This window comes from Paraburkholderia sp. Cy-641 (assembly GCF_011752945.1).
GTDB lineage: Bacteria > Pseudomonadota > Gammaproteobacteria > Burkholderiales > Burkholderiaceae > Paraburkholderia.
Genome location: NZ_VWWM01000017.1, coordinates 118071 through 136908, shown reverse-complemented (window position 1 = coordinate 136908; position 18838 = coordinate 118071). Strand labels below are relative to the sequence as shown.

17 protein-coding genes are annotated in these 18838 nt (G+C 63.5%); 3 read left to right on the top strand and 14 right to left on the bottom strand.

The features are described 5' to 3' along the window. The 6 genes from F3J20_RS11655 to F3J20_RS11630 form a co-directional block, all read right to left on the bottom strand. Positions 1-154: FAD-dependent oxidoreductase (locus tag F3J20_RS11655; protein ID WP_167283401.1), on the bottom strand; the 154-nt coding region annotated here is incomplete at its 3' end. A 36-nt stretch (positions 155-190) separates the two neighbouring features. Then, positions 191-1174, bottom strand: a complete 984-nt coding sequence (locus tag F3J20_RS11650; RefSeq protein WP_167048637.1) for a porin — start codon at positions 1172-1174, stop codon at positions 191-193. Between the two features lie 54 nt (positions 1175-1228). Next, positions 1229-2161 carry an isocitrate lyase/PEP mutase family protein gene (locus F3J20_RS11645; protein WP_167283399.1) on the bottom strand — a complete coding sequence of 311 codons (933 nt, stop codon included), beginning with the start codon at positions 2159-2161 and terminating at the stop codon, positions 1229-1231. Positions 2162-2460: 299 nt separating this feature from the next. Then, a complete protein-coding gene (locus F3J20_RS11640; RefSeq protein ID WP_167048633.1) occupies positions 2461-3861 on the bottom strand; it encodes an MmgE/PrpD family protein in 1401 nt (466 codons plus the stop codon). Next, the gene (locus F3J20_RS11635) at positions 3858-5030 is read right to left on the bottom strand and encodes an enolase C-terminal domain-like protein (RefSeq protein WP_167283398.1); all 1173 of its coding nucleotides are present in this window, start codon (positions 5028-5030) and stop codon (positions 3858-3860) included. Before F3J20_RS11635 ends, F3J20_RS11640 begins: the two co-directional genes overlap by 4 nt. 60 nt (positions 5031-5090) lie before the next feature. Then, positions 5091-6032, bottom strand: a complete 942-nt coding sequence (locus tag F3J20_RS11630) for a tripartite tricarboxylate transporter substrate binding protein (protein WP_167048630.1) — start codon at positions 6030-6032, stop codon at positions 5091-5093. Between the two features lie 486 nt (positions 6033-6518). On the opposite strand from F3J20_RS11630, the gene F3J20_RS11625 reads away from it, so the two are divergent. Further along, a complete protein-coding gene (locus F3J20_RS11625; protein ID WP_167048628.1) occupies positions 6519-6887 on the top strand; it encodes a YciI family protein in 369 nt (122 codons plus the stop codon). Beyond that, the gene (locus F3J20_RS11620) at positions 6884-8146 is read left to right on the top strand and encodes a DUF6596 domain-containing protein (RefSeq protein WP_167048626.1); all 1263 of its coding nucleotides are present in this window, start codon (positions 6884-6886) and stop codon (positions 8144-8146) included. The genes F3J20_RS11625 and F3J20_RS11620 overlap by 4 nt, the downstream gene beginning before the upstream one ends. Positions 8147-8380: 234 nt before the next feature. On the opposite strand, the gene F3J20_RS11615 is transcribed toward F3J20_RS11620, so the two are convergent. The 8 genes from F3J20_RS11615 to F3J20_RS11580 form a co-directional block, all read right to left on the bottom strand. After that, the gene (locus F3J20_RS11615) at positions 8381-9751 is read right to left on the bottom strand and encodes an MFS transporter (protein ID WP_167048624.1); all 1371 of its coding nucleotides are present in this window, start codon (positions 9749-9751) and stop codon (positions 8381-8383) included. A 32-nt stretch (positions 9752-9783) separates the two neighbouring features. Then, entirely contained in the window at positions 9784-10971 is a 1188-nt protein-coding gene (locus tag F3J20_RS11610; protein WP_167283397.1) for a porin, read from the bottom strand. 143 nt (positions 10972-11114) lie between these two features. Further along, the gene (locus tag F3J20_RS11605) at positions 11115-12092 is read right to left on the bottom strand and encodes an aldo/keto reductase (RefSeq protein ID WP_167048620.1); all 978 of its coding nucleotides are present in this window, start codon (positions 12090-12092) and stop codon (positions 11115-11117) included. Positions 12093-12131: 39 nt separating this feature from the next. Then, the gene (locus F3J20_RS11600) at positions 12132-12956 is read right to left on the bottom strand and encodes a hypothetical protein (RefSeq protein ID WP_167048618.1); all 825 of its coding nucleotides are present in this window, start codon (positions 12954-12956) and stop codon (positions 12132-12134) included. Next, positions 12953-14806: a hypothetical protein gene (locus tag F3J20_RS11595; RefSeq protein WP_167048616.1), complete on the bottom strand. Its 1854-nt coding sequence runs from the start codon at positions 14804-14806 to the stop codon at positions 12953-12955. Before F3J20_RS11595 ends, F3J20_RS11600 begins: the two co-directional genes overlap by 4 nt. A gap of 36 nt (positions 14807-14842) precedes the next feature. Then, a complete protein-coding gene (locus F3J20_RS11590) occupies positions 14843-16315 on the bottom strand; it encodes an aldehyde dehydrogenase (protein ID WP_167048613.1) in 1473 nt (490 codons plus the stop codon). After that, positions 16315-17187, bottom strand: coding sequence for an alpha/beta hydrolase (locus F3J20_RS11585; protein WP_167048611.1), 873 nt, complete (start codon positions 17185-17187; stop codon positions 16315-16317). Before F3J20_RS11585 ends, F3J20_RS11590 begins: the two co-directional genes overlap by 1 nt. Next, a complete protein-coding gene (locus tag F3J20_RS11580) occupies positions 17180-17764 on the bottom strand; it encodes an amino acid synthesis family protein (RefSeq protein ID WP_167048609.1) in 585 nt (194 codons plus the stop codon). Before F3J20_RS11580 ends, F3J20_RS11585 begins: the two co-directional genes overlap by 8 nt. A 286-nt stretch (positions 17765-18050) precedes the next feature. Between F3J20_RS11580 and F3J20_RS11575 the strand changes: the two genes are divergently transcribed. After that, positions 18051-18812 carry a GntR family transcriptional regulator gene (locus tag F3J20_RS11575; protein WP_167048607.1) on the top strand — a complete coding sequence of 254 codons (762 nt, stop codon included), beginning with the start codon at positions 18051-18053 and terminating at the stop codon, positions 18810-18812. Positions 18813-18838 lie beyond the last annotated feature (26 nt).

Here is an 18838-nt window from a genome sequence, read left to right as displayed (position 1 = left end):
TTTCGAGTACGCACACGCCAAGCTCGACGCCCTGCGCGGCGGCGCGCTGCTTCAGGCGGATCGCCGCCGACAGCCCGGCCGGGCCGCCGCCGACGATCACCACGTCGTATTCCATCGACTCGCGCGGCGGCCGATCTTCGAGCCTGCCCTGCATCTGCACCATATTTAAGATACCGAACTAAATTGCTTATTAAAAAAGATGGCGAATACCAATATCCAGTTCACGATCGCCTGTGCCGAACTTCGTCGTCGTGAAGCGGTGATTGCTGAGCCAGAACGCCGCGACGTACAGATTCGTGCGCTTCGATATGAAATAGCCGTAATCGGCGATGATGCCGGTAGCGTTGAACTGGTGCTGGTTCAAGTCGTTCTTGTGCTGATACGCGAGATAGAACTCATGCACAGCCGCGACGCGCTTGCTGAAACCGATCAGGAAATCACGACTGTTGGTCGTGCCCATGCCACGACTAATGCCGAAGCCGACATGCGCCGTTGCGAAGCCGAAGTCGTAGCGGCCAGTGATCAGATCATTGCGCGACGTATCGGTCGACGTTGAATTGTTGACCTGCTGGTGACCCCATTCGAACGTCGCCGGTCCGATCTTGTAGCTGAGCGAAAAGCCGAACTGCTGCGAATCGCCGATGCTGCCCGCCACATTGCCGAAGCCATATGCGACATTCGCCTTGAAGCCGTAGAAATCCGGGCTGTGGTAGATGATCTGGTTCGGCGCGCGCGTACCGCCCTTTTCGCCGGCCATCAATTGACCGGGCGACCCGCCGAACGCATTACCGAACGGTGTAAGCGGCGACAGCACCAGATAGATCGGGGTGAAATCGAGGCCAGCGGTGACCGTTCCGTAAGGGCTACTGATACCCACGTACGAAACGCGGCTGAATGCCGCATTAGCCGTATCGGTCTGGCCATTGTTGACAAGAATGCCGTCCTCGAGCTTGAAGATCACCGAGTAGCCACCGCCGAGCGCCTCCTCGCCCTTGATGCCCCAGCGGCTCACGTCCTGCACGCCGCTCGACATGTTGACACCCCAGCCCTTTGGTCCGCCCGATTCGAACACGATACCGGTGTCGACAATACCGTACAGCGTGACTGACGAAGACTGCGCGAACGCCGCGATCGGACTGAACGCGAGCGCTCCATATAAGAGTGACTTTTTCATTGTCCTGCTGTCTCCAGATCTGTTGTCGTTATCTATTGTTTTTCGAGTAACTTCTCACCGACGGAATGCGCTCAGATCGATCGCCTGATAACGCGCTTCCAGTTCCGCCTGTTTCTCCGCGCCCTCGCCATTTCTGCCAGGGCCGGGAATGATGTAGGGATCGTCGCGACGCGCCTGCTCGAATTCGTCCCAGGCCGCCATACCCTTTTCATTGAACGCCTTCATGAAATCGCCGAGCGCCGCCCAGATCACGTGGTGCGTGAAGCCTGGATACCATGCGAGATTGGTACCGAGTTCGAGGTGCTCTTGTGCGCTCAGATAGCGTGGCAATTTGCCCTTCATGAAGGAAAAGTGACCATCGACGCTCGCGCGGCACTGACGGATCTCCTCAAGCGAATGCGGCGACTCCAGTTGCACCCAGTCAACGCCCGCGGCTTCGCGATATGCGCGCAGACGCAAAATCGTATCGTCGAGGCTGCTGTTGGTCGCGTCGCGCGCATAGCACTGCGCCATGATCACGAAGCTCGGATCGAGTTCATCGCGCATCTCGACGGCGGCGCGATAGCGCGCCACCGCCTGCTCCACTGGCACAACCTCGATGCCAGCCGTCTGCGTGCGGCGCTTGCCTTCGAGCGGTTGATCGTCGATTCGCACGCCGGCGAGACCTGCGCGTATGCATTCACGCACCATTCGGCGTACGGCCATGATGCCGCCGTGTCCCGTGTCTCCATCCATGATCACGGGGAAGCGCACCGATTGCGCGATCCAGCCGGCAACCTGTACGCACTCCGGCATCGACAGTGAGCCGACGTCGGCAAGCCCCGTGTACGAACCGACCACACTGCCGGTACCGACGAAACCCGCTTCGCAACCGGTCTGATCCATGATGCGCGCGAGCGCGGCGGACGGCGGATGCAACACCGACAGCACTTTTTCCTTACGCGCCATCAACTGACGAAGGCGGCTTCCAGCGGTTTGAGCGTTCATATCCTGACGTAAGAAGGAAATCACGTTTATTTATACATGAGTATACACATGAATTCTTTACGGCAAACCTCGTGTATACACGGAGAACACAAGATGCGCCGGAAACCACCGAAACGGCAACCGCTGCTGCACTGAAATGATTGAAGCGCGCAAAAATACGTGTGTTCAGGCAGACTGTAGCGTTGCGATATCGACAACCGATGGTATTGAGCTTCGCTGCAGTGCAGCTTGTCTTCTCCGCTCGTGTATACACGCAAGCGACGCCACCTGTTTTGTCAACTCAAACGACAAAACGTCGTTTAGCCGTTAGATATTGCCGACAGCATCGAAAACAGCGGCGACAGGTCGTCGGCGCCTTCGATATCGTCGACGAAAGCGAGAATGCGATGCGCGGCCTGCGCGCCGAGCGCCGAAGCGGCGAGCCTCACGAACTTTGCACGGATCACGTCTGCGCCGAGCGGCCGTTGTGCGCTGCCGAGACGATGCTCGATCCGCACGTTCATCTCGCTGCCATCGACAAGTTGCGCGCTCACTTGCGCGGTATGGCGTTTTTCCGCACCACCCGCGTCAAGCGCCTGATCGTGATAAATCTCAATCTTGTCGATCAACGCGAGCACCGTCGGATCCGCGATGCGTTCCGGCCGGTATTGATCGACGAATGCGTCACCGTCGAGCAGCTTGACCGCCGCGGTGTAATAGCCGCTCATCTGCGCGGACACAACTTCCGTCGGCGTGTATGGCCAGCCGATATTCGTGAACCCCTTCTTGCTCAAACCGATGCGAAGACGCGCAAGGCGTTCGGCGGTAAGGCCGCGCTTCATCAGCGCATCAAGCGCATCGACGGTGGTGTGTGCGCTCGCACATGCGGCGTAGACCTTGAAGCCGACCTGCTTCGTTTCCCACCGCTCGCCGAGCCCATCGACGATCGTCGCGGGATCGAACTGGCCGCGCAGCGTGCTCATGAAGCCGCCGAACGGTGCCTCAATTGCAACATCGCTGCCGGTGAAACCGCGCTGTGCGAGATACGCGGCGATCACGCCACTTTGCGCCGCACGTCCAGCGTGAAAGCGCTTGGCCATTGCGCCCATGCGCGCCGCGTAGAGACCGGCGGCCTGAGTCGCGCCGATCGCGAGTGCATGCAGCGTAGCGCGCGCATCGAGCGCCAACACGTGTGCCACCGCGGCCGATGATGCAAGTGTACCGACCGTGCCCGTCACGTGATAGCCGCTCGTCGAATGCGTAAGGCCCGCACAGATGCCGACGCGGATGCCCGCTTCATAGCCGGTGATGACCGCCGTCAGCAACTGTGCGCCCGACGCGCGGCGCAACTCGGCGGTCGCAAGCACCGCAGGAATCGTCACCGAGCCGGGATGCAACGACGACGTGACGTGCACGTCGTCGACTTCAAAACCATGGATCGCGGTGCCATTGGCGAGCGCCGCGTCCGGCGCGCTCGCACGCGATGCACTGCCGAACAGCGTCGCGTCACGGCCACCGAATGCCGATGCAGTCTCGGCAGCCATCACGCCCCACGGTTGACGCGCGCCGTATAGCCCGCAGCCGAGCGCATCGATGAGGCACAGTTTCGCGTGCGCGACGACATCGGCGGGAATCGCCTCGAATCGCAACGCTGCCGTCCACGCGGCAAGCGCTTCAGTCACGCGCGTATCGCGCGTTGCGAGCGAGCTAGCCATGCTCATGCGACAACCTCTCTGGCAAGCGTCGTACGCTCGACCGCGCGTTCGTCGACCGTCACGCCGAAGCCGGGACCGCGCGGCACGTTCGCATGGCCGTCGCGCACAACGAAATCCGTTTCTCCGACCAACGGATCGGATCCCATCACCCCCAGCCCGAAGATGAATTCACCAGCAGGCATGACGCGCTTCGCGGGCCGGCTCGCGTAGAAATGCGCGCCCGCGGCCGCTTCCAGTTGCGACAGCACCGCGAGACCGCCGCAATTGATCTGCAGCGACACCGCCTCGGCAAGCGCGGCAATCTTGCGCGCCGTCGTGATGCCGCCATGCTTATAGAGCTTGATGCAGAGTACGTCGGCGGCTTTCGCGGCGATGATCGCGTGCGCGTCGGCGAGCGAGCAGCACGCCTCGTCGGCCATGAGCGGTACACCGTGCGCAGCGGCTCGGATACGCGCCATGCCGTCGAGATCGTGTTTCCCCACCGGCTGCTCGAGATAGTCGAGACCTGCGCCTGCGAGCGCGTTGAGCACGCGGAAGGTTTCGCTGACAGTCCAGCCTGTATTCGGGTCCATGCCGATCGTTATGTCGTCGCCAACTGTCTCGCGGACCGCGAGAAAATTCTCGACATCGCGCCGCCAGCCGTCGCGATGCCCCGCCTTCAGGCACAGCACACGAATGCCGAATTCGCCAATTGCACGCTCGGCATCGGCGATCATCTTCGACGGATCGTCGGCCATGCTCACAGACCATTCGAGTGGAATTCGCGGCTGACACAAACCACCGATCAGTTCATAGACCGGCAGATTCAGCGCCTTGCCGAGCGCGTCGTGAAACGCGTGATCGATCAATGCGCGTGCGTTGAAGTTCTGCGGCGCCGCTTCGTCGAAGATGATCTGCAACTGCTCGAGCTCGGTCAGACGCCGGCCGATCAAACGCGGGCCATACAGATCGCGCACCGCGGTAATGATGCTGCCGTACGTGTCGGCCATCGAATGATGCGGTGTGAGCGGGCGAATCTGCCCATAGCCAACGACGCCTTCCGCATGAATCTTCACCATCACCGGCTTGCCGAGCAGCGCGCCACTCGCGCCCGTGTCGTAGATGCCGGTGGATCGAAGGCGCTGCAGACGTACCGGCAAGTCGGTGACGATAACTTCGATTCGTTCAATGATCATCGTGAGCGACCTTTTCCTGAGGTGTCGATGGCGTGGCGAAACCCGGCGAAAACGGCGCGATCAACCGCCGCTGCCATTGGCGATCGAAACGAGTCCGTGGAATTTCGTCAGTTGACTCGCGAGAAACGACGCAAATTCCGGCCCGCTGCTGCCGACCGGCTCAGCGCCTTCGTTGACGATCTGCGCGCGCACCGATGCTTCGTTGACGGCCGCGTGCGCCGCAGCGGTCAACTTCTGTATGACGTCGGGTGGTGTGCCTTTCGGCGCGACGAGTCCGTACCACGTCAGCGCTTCGTAGCCGGGCACACCCGACTCCGCAACGGTGGGAATCTGCGGCGCGGAAGGCAGCCGCGTTCCGCTCGATACAGCCAGCGCCTTCAACTGGCCCTGTCTCACGAACGGCGTCGCGGACAGCACGCTGGCGAACTGAAACGCAACCTGCCCTGACATCACGTCGATAAGCGCGGGCCCGGCACCGCGATACGGCACATGCGTCATCTTCTGTTTCGACAGACTCGAAAACAGCACGCCGGCCAGGTGATCGGAACTGTCGGTGCCGCCCGACGCATAGGTGAGCGCGCCATGTTTCTGCGCAGCGAGCGCGAGCAGTGCCTTTACATCACCGACCTTCAGCAACGGGCTCGTCACCAGCAGAAACGGTGCGCGTACCAGCAGACTGACCGGCACCAGATCGGTCTGCGGATCGTAGGAGAGCTTCATGAAGCTCGGGTTGATCGCGTAGCTGCTCGACACGACGGCAAGCGTGTAGCCGTCCGCACGGCTATGCGCGACGACAGTCGACGCAATCGAACCCGCTGCGCCCGTGTGATTCTCGACGATGACGGACTGCCCGAGTTCGCGCGTCATGTTCTTCGCGACGAGACGCGCGATGATGTCCGTCGCACCGCCAGGTGATTCGCCAACGAGAATGCGGATCGGCTGGACCGGATAGCTGTTGTCCGCCGCTCGCGCCGTCGCACCGGCAATTAATGTAATCGACATCGCGGCGGCGAACCACACCGTCCTCAGACAACCACGGCTCCGACCAGGTTGGCAATCCATACGATCTGTCTCCACTTCGGGCAGTCGGGCTCGTCCAGGATGAGCAAGTCCGTGCTTTTTCAGGGAATACACGAAATACATATTGGATTCTTATATATCCACAAGTATACATTTGAATTCATAAGCGTAACCTGGCGTTTACAACTAGATGCGGTACCACCTCGAATTCCGGGTTCGAGCCACAGTTGGCATCCGATGCAGACCAGCCTCATCACCACAACTCGACAATGCCCATCACCCGATCGACAATGCTTTGCACCACGGTCGATCGGGCGAAACTCAAACGTCTATTCTTTAATGAAGCCGCCCCCCACGGCCTTCCACACTTTTTTCGACACCCCCTTGTCCATCAGCATGCGGCCCGCGCGTCATTGTGATGGCGGCCCGATTCGATTCGTCCGCCTCAACCCCATAACGGAGGCTCAAATGGAATACCTGTTGATGATCTACTCGGAAGAAAACGGCTGGAACAGAATGACCGACAGCGAGCGGCAGCAAGGCGTTGCCGCCTATCAGGCGTACACCGAATCGCTGAAGAAAGCGGGGGCGCTGGTGGGCGCCAACCGGCTGCAACACACGAGCACAGCTACCACGGTGCGGCTCGTCGACGGCAAGCCGCAGGTGCTCGACGGACCGTATTCCGATTCGAAGGAGCAACTCGCCGGCTACTATCTGATCGACGTACCCAACCTGGACGCGGCGATGACGTGGGCATCGCGCTGTCCCGGCGCGGCGCACGGCGTCATGGAAGTGCGCCCGGTCTGGACCGCGCCCTACGAAGCGCCCTCTGCATGAGTTCGTCCGCCGGCGGCCGTGGCGATGACGGCGCCGCGCGTTCGGTTGCCGAGGCGGTCGCGCGCCGCAGCTACGGCAAGCTCGTCGCCCTGCTGGCGATGCGCACGCGCGACGTCGCCGCGGCCGAGGATGCGCTTGCCGACGCATTCGCGGCCGCGCTCGCGGATTGGCCCGAGCACGGCTGCCCCGCGAATCCCGAAGCCTGGCTGATGACGGTCGCGCGCCGTCGGGCAATCGACGGCGCACGCCATCGCCGGACCGGCGACGAAGTCGCGAACCAGCTCCTGATCCTCGCCGACGAGATCGACGAGTGCGAAGCCGGCGCGTTACCCGACCGGCGGCTCGCCCTGCTGTTCGCGTGCACTCACCCTGCGCTCGAAGCCGCCATTCGCACGCCGCTGATGCTGCAAGTCGTGTTGGGCCTCGAAGCGAAGACGATCGCGTCCGCGTTCCTGATGTCGCCCGCCGCCATGAGCAAACGCCTCGTGCGGGCGAAAACCAAGATTCGCGAAGCGGGCATTCCATTCACGGTCCCCGAGCGCGAGGAATTGCCTGGCCGGCTCGCGGCGGTACTCGAAGCGGTCTATGCGGCGTATGCGGAAGGTTGGACGGACCCGCTCGGCGGCGATATCGAGCGGCGCGATCTCGCCGACGAAGCGTTCTATCTCGCGCAACTGCTGGTCGAGCTGCTGCCCGACGAACCGGAAGCGCTTGGTCTGCTCGCGCTGATGCTGTTTGCGCAGGCGCGGCGCAATGCGCGACGCGATGAGGCTGGCAACTACGTGCCGCTGTCGGCTCAGAACCCGGCAACATGGCACGCACCGATGATCGACACAGCGAACGCACTGCTGCGGCGAGCGAACGCGCTCAATGCAATCGGGCGCTTTCAGCTCGAGGCTGCACTGCAGTCGGCACATGTGCATCGCTGCCGGACGCGTCGCCCGAACTGGGATGAAATCGTTCAGCTCTACGATGGACTGCTCGCCATTGCAGCGTCGCCGGTGGTGGCAATCAATCGCGCGCTCGCGTTGGCGGAACGCGACGGCCCGCAGGCGGCGCTCGACGCGCTTGCGCCCTATGCGGACGATCCACGACTGGCCGACTACCAGCCCTACTGGGCCGCACGCGCCAATCTGCTCGCGCGTGTCGGTGCGACAGCGCAAGCACTCGACGCGTACGATCTGGCAATCGGTCTCGAGCGCGACCCGGCCGCGCGCCGGTTCCTGCAGGGTAAGAGAATGGAGCTTGCATCGACATGACCGGTCGTATCGGAACCGATCGGTCGGGCAGTCGGCGCCGTTGGTCCTCGCGTCATGGAGCGCGACGGCGGCGGCGGCGAGCGTTTTCCCCAAGGCTCTCTTACCGCTTCTGATGTCTCGACGGTCTTTCGCGAACCTTGCGACGATAGCGAGCTTGCCGTCATGAATACGCCCCGGTTACGACCGGGGCGCAGATACAGCGATCAATCAATCCAGCCGCAATACGACAACCGCTCAATCAATCAGCGGACCATCCTTCTTCATCCGTTGCCACGTCCTGATGCCGGGCAAGAACACGATCGCGAGAATCGCCACGACGATCTGAGGCCCAATCAGCTCGATCGTGCCGGCGAGACGGTAATCGGCGATGCCCGTCAGCCAGCCCGAAACCGGACCGGCGCCGCTCGCCACGAGATAGCCGATCGCGCCCGCAAAGCCGGTTGCGATCGCGACGCGATGGTTCGGCACCCCGTCCTGCGCTAGCGTATAGCCCATGAAATACAGCGTATTGAGGCCGACCCCGATGATAAAGACGACGACCATCGTCATGGCCTGCCCCGCCGGATGATTCAGGAGAACGTACAGGCCGATCGCATCGACGATGCCAAGCGTTGCGACGACCACCTGTCTGCCGTAGCGGTCGGCAATCCAGCCGAAAAGAGGCGAAACGAGACTCGTCAGCCCAAAGCCGAATCCGAACACGACACCGACAAAACCCACGCTCTTGTGCTGATACTGAATCAGGAATGTCGGCATGAGGCCGCTGAATTCCCAGTACGAAATCAGGTTCACCGCGTGAATAGCCAACCCCTTCCACATCGAGCCACGACGCGCGACGTCGAGGAACGCGGCGGCAGTCGTCTCGCTGTTGCGCTGCTTCGCCTGAGAAGCCGCCTTCGCCGCGGGCTGGTCGCGCCACATCTTCTTGAGCGTCAGCGCCATGACGATGAACATCACCACGGCGAGCACGATCGTGACCGCACCGAAGATCGACAGGCCGAGCCGCCAGCCGGTGTTCTCGTCGGAAGTCGCAATGATCTGGCTGAAGACGGTCGGGCCGATCACGGCGCCGGTCGCGAAGAAAAACCCGAGGCAGTTGTTCAGAAACGCGCGACGTTGCGGCAGTACCGATCCGGCGAACGAGTAGGCACTGATATTGAAGATGCCTTCGAACACGCCGAACAGCACGCGATACGACAGCGTCAACGGATAGTTGTACGCGAAATACGCGAGCAGCATCGACGTTGCCCCGGCACCCGCGGTCCCGATCAGCATCAGCGCGTTCATGCGTGGCGTGACCCCGGCCTTGCCGTGGCCCGCGTTCCACAATCCCGCGGGCACATCGATAAGCGCCTGGCCCAACAGAAAAATAGTCGCCAGCGTACCGACCTGCTGAACGCTAAAGCCAAGAGACTTGGCAATGCTGTGCAGGCCGATCGGAAACGCCGAGCGATTCATCGAGTAGATCAGATAGCCGATCCCGACTGTGACGAGTTGAACCAGAAAGATAGAGCGCGCAAGCCGCTGTACTTTTTGCGACTGCGGATCGTCGCCCGATGAAGCGTTGTCGGAACTGGCTGGCAGTTCGAACCGGCTGGTGGTCATGATAGTGCTCTCCTGTTAGCGGGTCGTTGCTGTCAGAACATATGGCGCATGCCGAATCGCACGAGCGCCTGGCGGGTGTTGGACGAGTCGCCCAGCAGCGAAATATTCGCGACGGCCGGCGCGCCGGTCGAGCTGGTTCCGCTGGCAATCTGGTAGGTCGCGGCAACGTAGAGGTCGGTGCGCTTCGAGAGCGAGTAGTCGGCGAGCGCGGAGAACTGATGGTAGGTCTGATCGCCGATATCGCCGGACACCGCATTGCCCTTCGTGTAGCTATACGCGGCCGAGACGAATGCCGCCGGCGAAAACCGGTACATGCCGTTGATTTCGACGTTGTTGAACGTTGCGGTCGCGCCGTTGAAATGGCCGATGTTTCCGTACTTCACGTTCGAATACAGCATGCCGATCGCAGCCGAGGCAAACGTGTACTGGCCGCCCGCCGCAACGACCTGCCATGAGGTGGCGGGCGCATTGCCGGTGAGGTAGCCCGAGTTGATCGAGCCGAAAGCCGTCGAGGTCGCCGGCGGCACCGCGTTGGCATTACCGTTCAGCACCGCGCCGGCATTCGACGGATTCCTGAAGAACTCGTACACCACGCCGAGTCCGAGCGGGCCGTTGTTGTAGCCGACACCGACCGTGTAGCCGCTGTTCTGCGAGACCGATCCCGCGACCCCGCCGAGCATGACGGTGCCGCCGAAGCGCAGCCCCGAAAAGCTCGGCGAAGCGTACTTGATCGAATTGTTCTGGCGATAGGTTCGCGCAGCGTTGTCGATGTCGCCGGGATGCGATGCGCCGCTGCCATAGGCGGCAAGGCCGAATCCGAACTGGCCCACGTAGTCGTTCACGCTGTCGTACTGGCGGCCGAGCGTCAGCGTGCCGAACCGGTTGCTCGACAGGCCGACGAATGCCTGACGGCCGAAGGCCGTTCCCCCTTGTGCGAACGCGCCCGTATTCAGATTGACACCCGACTCCAGAGTGAACACGGCAGCGAGACCGCCGCCGAGGTCTTCCTTGCCCTTGATGCCCCAGCGGCTTCCATACGGACCCGCAAGCGAATCGAGCGACCACTGGCGGCCGCCGACGTTGGTCGAACCCACCACATGCTTCGCGTTCGTGTTCAGCTGTATGGCCTCGTCGAGTACGCCATACAGCGTGACGGAACTTTGGGCGAACGCGGGCGCGGCGATCGTCGCTGCCGAAAGTGCGATGAATATCTTTTTCAATTCCAGTCTCCGATGGTTGTCCGGGCAAGCCCGCTTTTTTAATCTGTAATACTTATCGATATCTCTGTATTGGCGCATGCTGTATCGAGGGACGGCTGACCGGTGCCTCAGGAACCCGCCAGCCGCCCTTCCCTGCTCTCCGCTCAGAAGTGTCCGCTACGCGGACGCGGTTCGTAGGCCGCGCCGATCGTTTGCATCTCCTCCGCGGACAAAACGACGCCCACCGCGGCGAGTGCTTCGTCCACTTGCGGCAGCGTCGTTGCGCCGATAATCGGCGTTGCGGACGGCAGTTTGTTCAACACCCATGCGAGAGCGACCTGTGCGGGCGTCAGGCCGCGCGAGCGAGCCACCGCGTCCACCGCCGCGCCGACGGCGTGATCCGCCGCGCGTCCGTACCACTCCCACGTATAGCCATCGGTGCGCGCGCGTTCGGTCGAGTTGCGATCGCGCCGCGCCTCGCCGCACAGAAAGCCTCTCGCCATCGGGCTATACGGCAGCATCGCGACCCCTTCGTGGCGGCAAAGCGGTAGCAGTTCGCGCTCGTCCTCGCGCCATACCGCGTTGTAGTGGTTCTGCATCGACACGAAGCTCGCCTGTCCACGAAAACGCGCGCTGTAGAGCGACTTCGCGAACTGCCAGCACGGCATGTCCGCGGCGCCGACGTAGAGCACCTTGCCCGAGCGCACCAGGTGGTCGAGCGCGGCCATCATTTCGTCGATGTTCGTGGACTCGTCCCAGATGTGCGTCTGATACAGATCGATGTAGTCGGTCTTCAGGCGACGCAGCGACGCTTCCACCGCCTCGACGATGTGCTTGCGCGAATAGCCGCGCGCATTCGGCCCCTTGCCCATCGGGTTGCCGAATTTGGTGGCGATGACGAATTCGCTCCGGCTGCCGAACTCGCCGAGCAGCTCGCCGAGAATCCGCTCGCTGGCGCCGGCGGAATAGAAGTCGCAGGTATCGAAGAAGTTGATGCCGGCTTCGACGGCCCGGCGAACGAGCGGCCGCGCCTCGTCCGCGTCGAGCACCCACGAGCGCCACGCCTTGTCGCCGATACCCATCGCGCCGAAGCCGATGCGCGAAACCTTGAGGCTGCTGCTGCCGAAATTGATGTAGTCCATAGGTCGAAATACTCTCTTCGTGATCGGAATATCCTGGGTTCAACCGGCCTGGCGGCGACTGCGCTCCGAGGTGGGAACGCGCAGCGACACCAGCAGTTCGCCGAGCCGCGAGAAGGTCGACGCCTCCATCGTCACGCCGTGGCGAAGCGCCTGATCGAGCGCCTTGTCCATGTCGATGCGCTGGACCGCTTCGGTGTCAGCATCGGCGTCGCGAGAAACCGGCGCCGGATGCTTGCCGTCGCCCTGTACGATGCGCTCGACGGCAATGGCCACCCATCCGTTGTGGCCGGCCGTCGCATCGGAATGCAGTGCGAGAAACTGGCCGAGCCGCTCCATAAGCGAGGGCGTGCTCGCGGCTACGCCATCGTTCGATGCGTGTTCCATACCGGCGTACACGATGGGCTTGCGGCCCTCGCCATCCGGTTCGGCAACAACCGGCCTCTGCGCACCCGGTCCACTCATGCACAGCACCGCGCGATATCCGTGCAGCGCCGCGCGGCGCGCCAGATACGGCGCGAATTGCGCACCGTCCGTGCGGCTCACGATCATGAGCGCGCATCCCGAACGCGACGCCTCGCCACACGCGAGATCGACAAGACGCGGTCCGATCTGCAACAGCGACAAACCCGCGCCGTCGATCCGGTACTGGCCGTCCTCTTCATGCAGGACGCGCGGCCGCAACGCGGCGTTCAGCGTCGTCCCCTTGCTGTCGAGCAGATAGCGGTAGGCATCGCCGGACAGCGCTTCCGTCAGCAGGATCATCTCGGCGGCGTCGTCCGCCTGGCCGACCGAGAAGCCGCAGGCGCGCAACATCTCGGGCGTGGTGCGCGCGAGTTCCGGGTAGCTCAATCTCAATGTGCTCATCGCTCGTCCTCCTGCTGTCCGGCAACGCTGCCAGACAAAGCCACACGGGCACCTTGCGGCATGTGCGCGGATGCGGAAGCGCCGAGCAGGTCCTCCGGCAACACGGCGTTGAGAAGAAAGACGCCGCGCACCCATTGACGCGTGACCGGCTGCGACGTTTCGAGGCCGAACGTCGTGAGCAGGAAGCGGATCGCGTCCATCGGGAAGAACGACTGGCCGATCACGTTCTCGCGGATTTCCGAATACGGCAGCGTGGCGGCGAGCTGCATGCGGCTCGCAATGTGCACGAACTCGGGATGATCCAGCAGCACACGCGTCACCAGTTCATCGCGAGGCCGGCTGCGCAGCACGGTGCAGAATGCCTGCACGGCGCCCACCACGTCGACGAACGTTTCGTTCTCCACACCAGGGTCGATGGCGCGCTCGCCGCGCCGGTTCTCGCCGTTCTCGCCCGACTTGTACCAGAAGTACATGGCGGTCTCGGGCGCGCTCCGGTCGACGTCGAGCGCCCAGCAATAGCGCGTGTCCGCGATGTCGAGCAATTCGCCGACCGTCGCTTCGACGCGCTGCTGGCGAGTGATCTTCATGGTCGAGGGAATGACCGCTTCCATCGCCGCGGCAAAACGCGGATACAGCGCGACGAGATGCGCGACGAGCTGCCCGTGCGCCTCGTCGCTGCCAAGCGAGCGCGCCTTCGCGAGCAGTGCCCGCCAGGGCGACGCCGTTTGCCGAGTTTGCCGATCGTCGACGCTGCCGGTCGCGGCAAACCGCTCGGCCGCCGAGGCCAGCGTCGCGAGCGCACGCGCGATATCGGCATGCCGCTCCATTTCGTCGATGTCGCCGTCCGGCAGCGTTTCATAAAGGCGCGCGGAGCGCGTGAGGAGCGCGGCCAGCGTCGTTGCGTCCGCGCGTGCAGTCTGCGCGTCGCGCGTCAGCGCATAGGCGAGCGCCAGCTCGCGCCCCAGCGAAAACGCGCTCAGCCATGCGGGCCAGCGCACCAGCGTCGCCACCATGCCGAGCCCCGACGAATTGCCGACGCCCAGCACGAGCTTCGAACCCGGTTCGAGACGCGCCGCCGCGGCATTCCTGCTGCGCGCCTGCGCCTCGACCACGGTGAAGCTCGTGAGCCGCCACATGTACAGCGCGAACAGATCGACGTGGTACGGATAGGCGAGCGGATGATCCGGCGGCAGCGAAACCCATGCGCGCGTGCCGTGCCGACCGTTGGCGTAATAGCCCGCGTTGCGGATGATGTAGCCGCCGCCCTCGGCGAGATGGTCGAGTTCCGGCTGCTGGCCCGCTTCCAGGCGGCCGAGCACGTAGTCGTAAAAACGGTTGCTGCGATTCGCGACGGTCCAGCCGAGCGTGGACAGATTGGTCGTGCGGCCGCGCCACACCTTGCCGACGATTTCCTCGCGCTCGTGCTCGATTGCCGCGAGGTCCGCCGGCCCGTCGACGAGGATGCCGAGAAAGTCGAACGTCCACTCCGTGAACCGGCCGGGCCGGTCGATGCCGTCGCTCGCCTGCGAGAACGCCGCGAAATGAAACTGGTGTCCCGCCGCCGTGATCTCGTAGACGACGGTCCCTTCGCCATTCGCGTCGACATCGCACGACACGCACTCGATGCGCCAATGCTCGCGCTTCATGCGCTCGACGAGGCTGTGCGCGAAGCTCAGACTCGTGGCCTTGGCCGCGCGCATCGCGTGCGCGCTCATCACGTCGTCTTCGCTGCGCAATGCGCCGAGCACCCGGGCGCCGTCCGTCTCGCCGCATGCCGCGCTCACGAGGTCGCGAACGAACGGCGGAATCGGCCCCGAGAAGCGCTCGTCTGATTCCTGCTGATTATTCACGTTTGCTTCCATATCCCATGACTCTGATCGTTGGCCTCAACGCATCACGAACGGATCGGCAATCGGTTCGTCCGAAATGCGAAGCCAGACGGTCTTGGTGCGCGTGTATTCGAGAATCGATTCGATACCGCCTTCGCGTCCGTAGCCGCTTTCGCCATAGCCGCCGAACGGCGCGACCGGCGAGATGGCACGGTACGTGTTCACCCAGACGACGCCCGCGTGAATCGCCTTCATCATCCGGTGCGCGCGCGACAGGTCCCGCGTGAATACGCCGGCGGCCAGGCCGTACTCGGTGTCGTTGGCAAGACGCACGGCCTCTTCCTCGGTCTCGAATCCGAGCACGCTCAGCACCGGCCCGAACAGCTCCGTCTGCACGCTCGGGATCGCCGGGTTCGGGCAATCGACGATGGTCGGCTCGTAGTAATACCCGGCTTCCATCGACGCCGGGCGCTTGCCGCCCGTCAGCACGGCCGCGCCCGCCGCTTCGCTCGACGCGACAATCTGCTCGATCTTTTCGAGCTGGCGCGCGGTCGCGAGCGGCCCCATTTCGGTCGCCGCATCGTCGGGGGCGCCGATGCGAATCTGGCGTGCCTTCGCGACGAGCGCATTGAGGAACGCGTCGCGAATCTTCGCGTGGACGATGAGCCGCGAGCCCGCCACGCAGCTTTGCCCGGACGCGCCGAAGATGCCGGCCACCACGGCGTTCACGGTGCCGGCGATGTCGGCGTCGTCGAACACGACGACCGGCGATTTGCCGCCCAGTTCGAGCGAAGTCGCCGCGAGATTGGCCGCCGAGTTGCGCACGATGTGGCGGGCGGTTTCAGGACCGCCCGTGAAGGCGATCCGCGAGACAAGACGATGGCTCGTCAAGGCGCGGCCGCACGGTTCGCCGAAACCGGTCAGCACGTTCACGACGCCCGCGGGAAAACCGGCCTCGTGCACGAGCTTCGCGAATTCGAGCAGCGGCGCGGGCGCCTCTTCCGACGCCTTCAACACGACCGTGCAGCCGGCCGCCAGCGCGGGACCGAGCTTGACCGCGGCAAGGAACAGCTGCGAGTTCCACGGCACGATCGCCGCCACGACGCCGATCGGCTCGCGACGCGTCGTGACTTCCATGTCCGGCTTGTCGATCGGCAGCACCGCGCCTTCGAGCTTGTCGGCCGCCCCGCCGAAATAGCGGAAATACTCGGCGATATAGGCAATCTGCGCGCTCGTCTCGCGGATGATCTTGCCGGTGTCCGTCGTCTCGATCGAGGCGAGATGCGGTGCATTCTGCGCGAGCAGATCGCCGAGACGGATCAGCAGCTTGCCGCGCTGCGTCGCCGTGAGCTTCGCCCACGCGGGATCGCTCAATGCCGCATGCGCCGCCTGCACGGCCCGTTCGACGTCGTCCTGCGTCGCCGCGGGCATGGTCGCCCAGGGCTTGCCCGTCGCGGGGTTCACGCTCTCGAACGTTTCGCTGCCATTCTCGAAGCGTCCGTTGATGTATTGTTGGAATACGTCAGGCATCACACCTCCTTCGTTTCACGCGCGGCCGTCGGGCTGGACGCGGCGGCGGACGTCGCGCTCTGCCGCGGCGATTGGTCCAGAAACGCGCGGATCGCCCGGTTGACCTTTTGCGGCGACACCACGGCCATCATGTGCCGCTCGCCGTCCAGCGACTCGCTCACGCCACGCGGCGTGAGCCCCGCCATGCGCACCGACATCGCCGGCGACGAATTCGCGTCGAGCTCGCCGGTCAGGTACAGCGCCGGCATGTCGAGTTGCGGCAGCACGTCGACGTGCGCCCGGTCCGAACTCGCGAACACGCGATAAGCGCGCGCATAACCGTTCGCGTCGACGCCCGAGAGACACTTCAGGATCGCGTCCGCGGCCGGGCCGGGCTCGGGGCTCGTCGTGCCGAGCCAGCGCCCGAGCGTGACGTGCATGTCGGTGAGCGCGCCTTCCGGGCCGAGCGAGGTCGCGCGGTTCATCACCGCCTCGCGCTGCTCGGGCGTGCGCTCGAAAACGGCGTTCATGGCGATCAGGCGTCCAACCCGCTCCGGATGACGGCCCGCGAGGCCGATCGCGATCAGCGCGCCCATCGAATGCCCGACCACCGTCGCACGCTCGATACCGAGCGTGTGCAGCAAGCGCGCGGTCTGCTCGACGTAATCGTCGAGCGTGGCGTCCTCGCGCGGCATGCTGCTGCCGCCGTGGCCGAGAAAATCCAGCGCGATCACCGTATGGTCTTGTTCGAACTCCGCGATCTGCGGCGCCCAGATCGACGAATTCATGCCGACGCCGTGAATCAGGACGAGCGGCTCGCCGCTGCCGCTGACATGGTATGCGGTGCCGTCGAGCATGCGCTTGCCGTCACCCGGCTCTGTGTGACTAGCCATTCGACGACATCTCCTGAATGTCCTTGTAGCGGTCGCCGATGCGGTGATGCGGCCGGCCGCCGATCGACGCGCCAAGCGCGACCACGATCTCGTCCGGACCCGGCGCGTCGGTGATCGAGAATTGCACCGTGAGGTAATGCGAGCGCATGCCTTCGTCGTGCTTGTGCATGAGCGGAATCGTGATCGGGCAATTCGCCGGACCGCGCAGATTCGTGAACGCAAGATAGGACTTCGCGCCGACCGCCTCGCGATACTTGTTGCCGAAACGCAGCGTGTGGATCAGCGCCGATGCATGCTCCATCTCGCCGTTCAGGCCGACGATCGATGCCTTGCCATAGCCTTCCACGTTCTCCCCCGACCCCGTGATGTCGAGGATGCGCGACGTCAGCAACTCGCCGAGCACCGGGCCGATTTCGCGAATCTCCGGCCCGAGGTCCTCGACATAGCCGCGGCCCGCCCACGGATTGGTCAGCACGGCGGCGACGCCAACCAGCTTGAGCGGAACAGCCGCTTCGCGGCCGCCGTCGACGGTAATGTCTTCGAAAAAGGTCACTGTCTTGCGAATCAGTTTGTGCATCTTGACGCTCCAGATTGGTGGGATTCATCCCTGACATGGTTAAGCAGTACCGGCACTGCGCCGCGCAGCTGCGCGCCGGTCTTACGCCACACTCGACAAGAATATGCGATTCCATATTCTTGTAGCATCTATGTTGGTATACCATGCTATAGTCAATTGAAAACGCCGTGGGGAGTTTTCGACTAGGGAAGAACCCTGGGTAAGCTTCCTTGCTACGCGGGCAAGCGGCCTGCATGATGGATAACTGAAGCGGGCATGCCGCCGTACCGGGACAACGGAACAAGCTATGACGACTGAGAAAAAATCGCTGCGTATCGAACGCGAAGTGAAAACGCTCCGGCAACTCGCACTCGAGCGCATGCGCAACGCCATCTTGCAATCGCATTTTCTGCCGGGGGAACGACTGGTCGAACGACCGCTATGCGACGAACTCGGCGTGAGCAGAACCGTCGTGCGCGAAGTGCTGAGGCATCTGGAAACCGAGGGGCTGGTCGAGAACATTGCGAACCTCGGCCCCGTGGTCAAGAAGGTCGACCTCGACGAGGCCATCCAGATCTACGAGATTCGCGCGCTGCTCGAAGGCAGCGCGGCGCGCGCCTGCGCCGAAAAATCGACGCCGGAAATCGTCGCCTATCTCTCGCTGATACTCGATGCGGTACAGGAAGCGTTCCGCAACAAGGACTATGACAACGTCCTGCTGAAGGTCGGCCAGTTCTACGAGTACATGTTCGGGAGCGGCGGCAAGACGGTGGCGTGGAAGCTCGCGGAGACGCTGAACGCGCGCATCAACCAGCTGCGCGCACACACGATCCGCTCGCCGGGCCGCGACAAGGCGTCGTTCAAGGAAATGAAGAAACTGCTCGATGCGATCGAGGCCAAAGACGGCGCGGCGGCCGAACGGGCGTCCGTCGAACACGTCCAGGCGGTGATCCGCATCCTGGTGGACTCACAGTCCAAACGGGATGCCGCCGATGAACCGGCAGCCACCGACCTGCCCGCGCCTGCGCGGAGTCCCGCCAGGCCACGCCGCCAGAACGCGGCAGCCTGACCGAACGAATTGTCATTGTTCCATGG

Coding starts and splice junctions, on each gene's coding strand:
- F3J20_RS11650 (WP_167048637.1), bottom strand. CDS start 1,174: ATGAAAAAGTCACTCTTATATGGAGCGCTCGCGTTCAGTCCGATCGCG.
- F3J20_RS11645 (WP_167283399.1), bottom strand. CDS start 2,161: ATGAACGCTCAAACCGCTGGAAGCCGCCTTCGTCAGTTGATGGCGCGT.
- F3J20_RS11640 (WP_167048633.1), bottom strand. CDS start 3,861: ATGAGCATGGCTAGCTCGCTCGCAACGCGCGATACGCGCGTGACTGAA.
- F3J20_RS11635 (WP_167283398.1), bottom strand. CDS start 5,030: ATGATCATTGAACGAATCGAAGTTATCGTCACCGACTTGCCGGTACGT.
- F3J20_RS11630 (WP_167048630.1), bottom strand. CDS start 6,032: ATGTCGATTACATTAATTGCCGGTGCGACGGCGCGAGCGGCGGACAAC.
- F3J20_RS11625 (WP_167048628.1), top strand. CDS start 6,519: ATGGAATACCTGTTGATGATCTACTCGGAAGAAAACGGCTGGAACAGA.
- F3J20_RS11620 (WP_167048626.1), top strand. CDS start 6,884: ATGAGTTCGTCCGCCGGCGGCCGTGGCGATGACGGCGCCGCGCGTTCG.
- F3J20_RS11615 (WP_167048624.1), bottom strand. CDS start 9,751: ATGACCACCAGCCGGTTCGAACTGCCAGCCAGTTCCGACAACGCTTCA.
- F3J20_RS11605 (WP_167048620.1), bottom strand. CDS start 12,092: ATGGACTACATCAATTTCGGCAGCAGCAGCCTCAAGGTTTCGCGCATC.
- F3J20_RS11600 (WP_167048618.1), bottom strand. CDS start 12,956: ATGAGCACATTGAGATTGAGCTACCCGGAACTCGCGCGCACCACGCCC.
- F3J20_RS11590 (WP_167048613.1), bottom strand. CDS start 16,315: ATGCCTGACGTATTCCAACAATACATCAACGGACGCTTCGAGAATGGC.
- F3J20_RS11585 (WP_167048611.1), bottom strand. CDS start 17,187: ATGGCTAGTCACACAGAGCCGGGTGACGGCAAGCGCATGCTCGACGGC.
- F3J20_RS11580 (WP_167048609.1), bottom strand. CDS start 17,764: ATGCACAAACTGATTCGCAAGACAGTGACCTTTTTCGAAGACATTACC.
- F3J20_RS11575 (WP_167048607.1), top strand. CDS start 18,051: ATGACGACTGAGAAAAAATCGCTGCGTATCGAACGCGAAGTGAAAACG.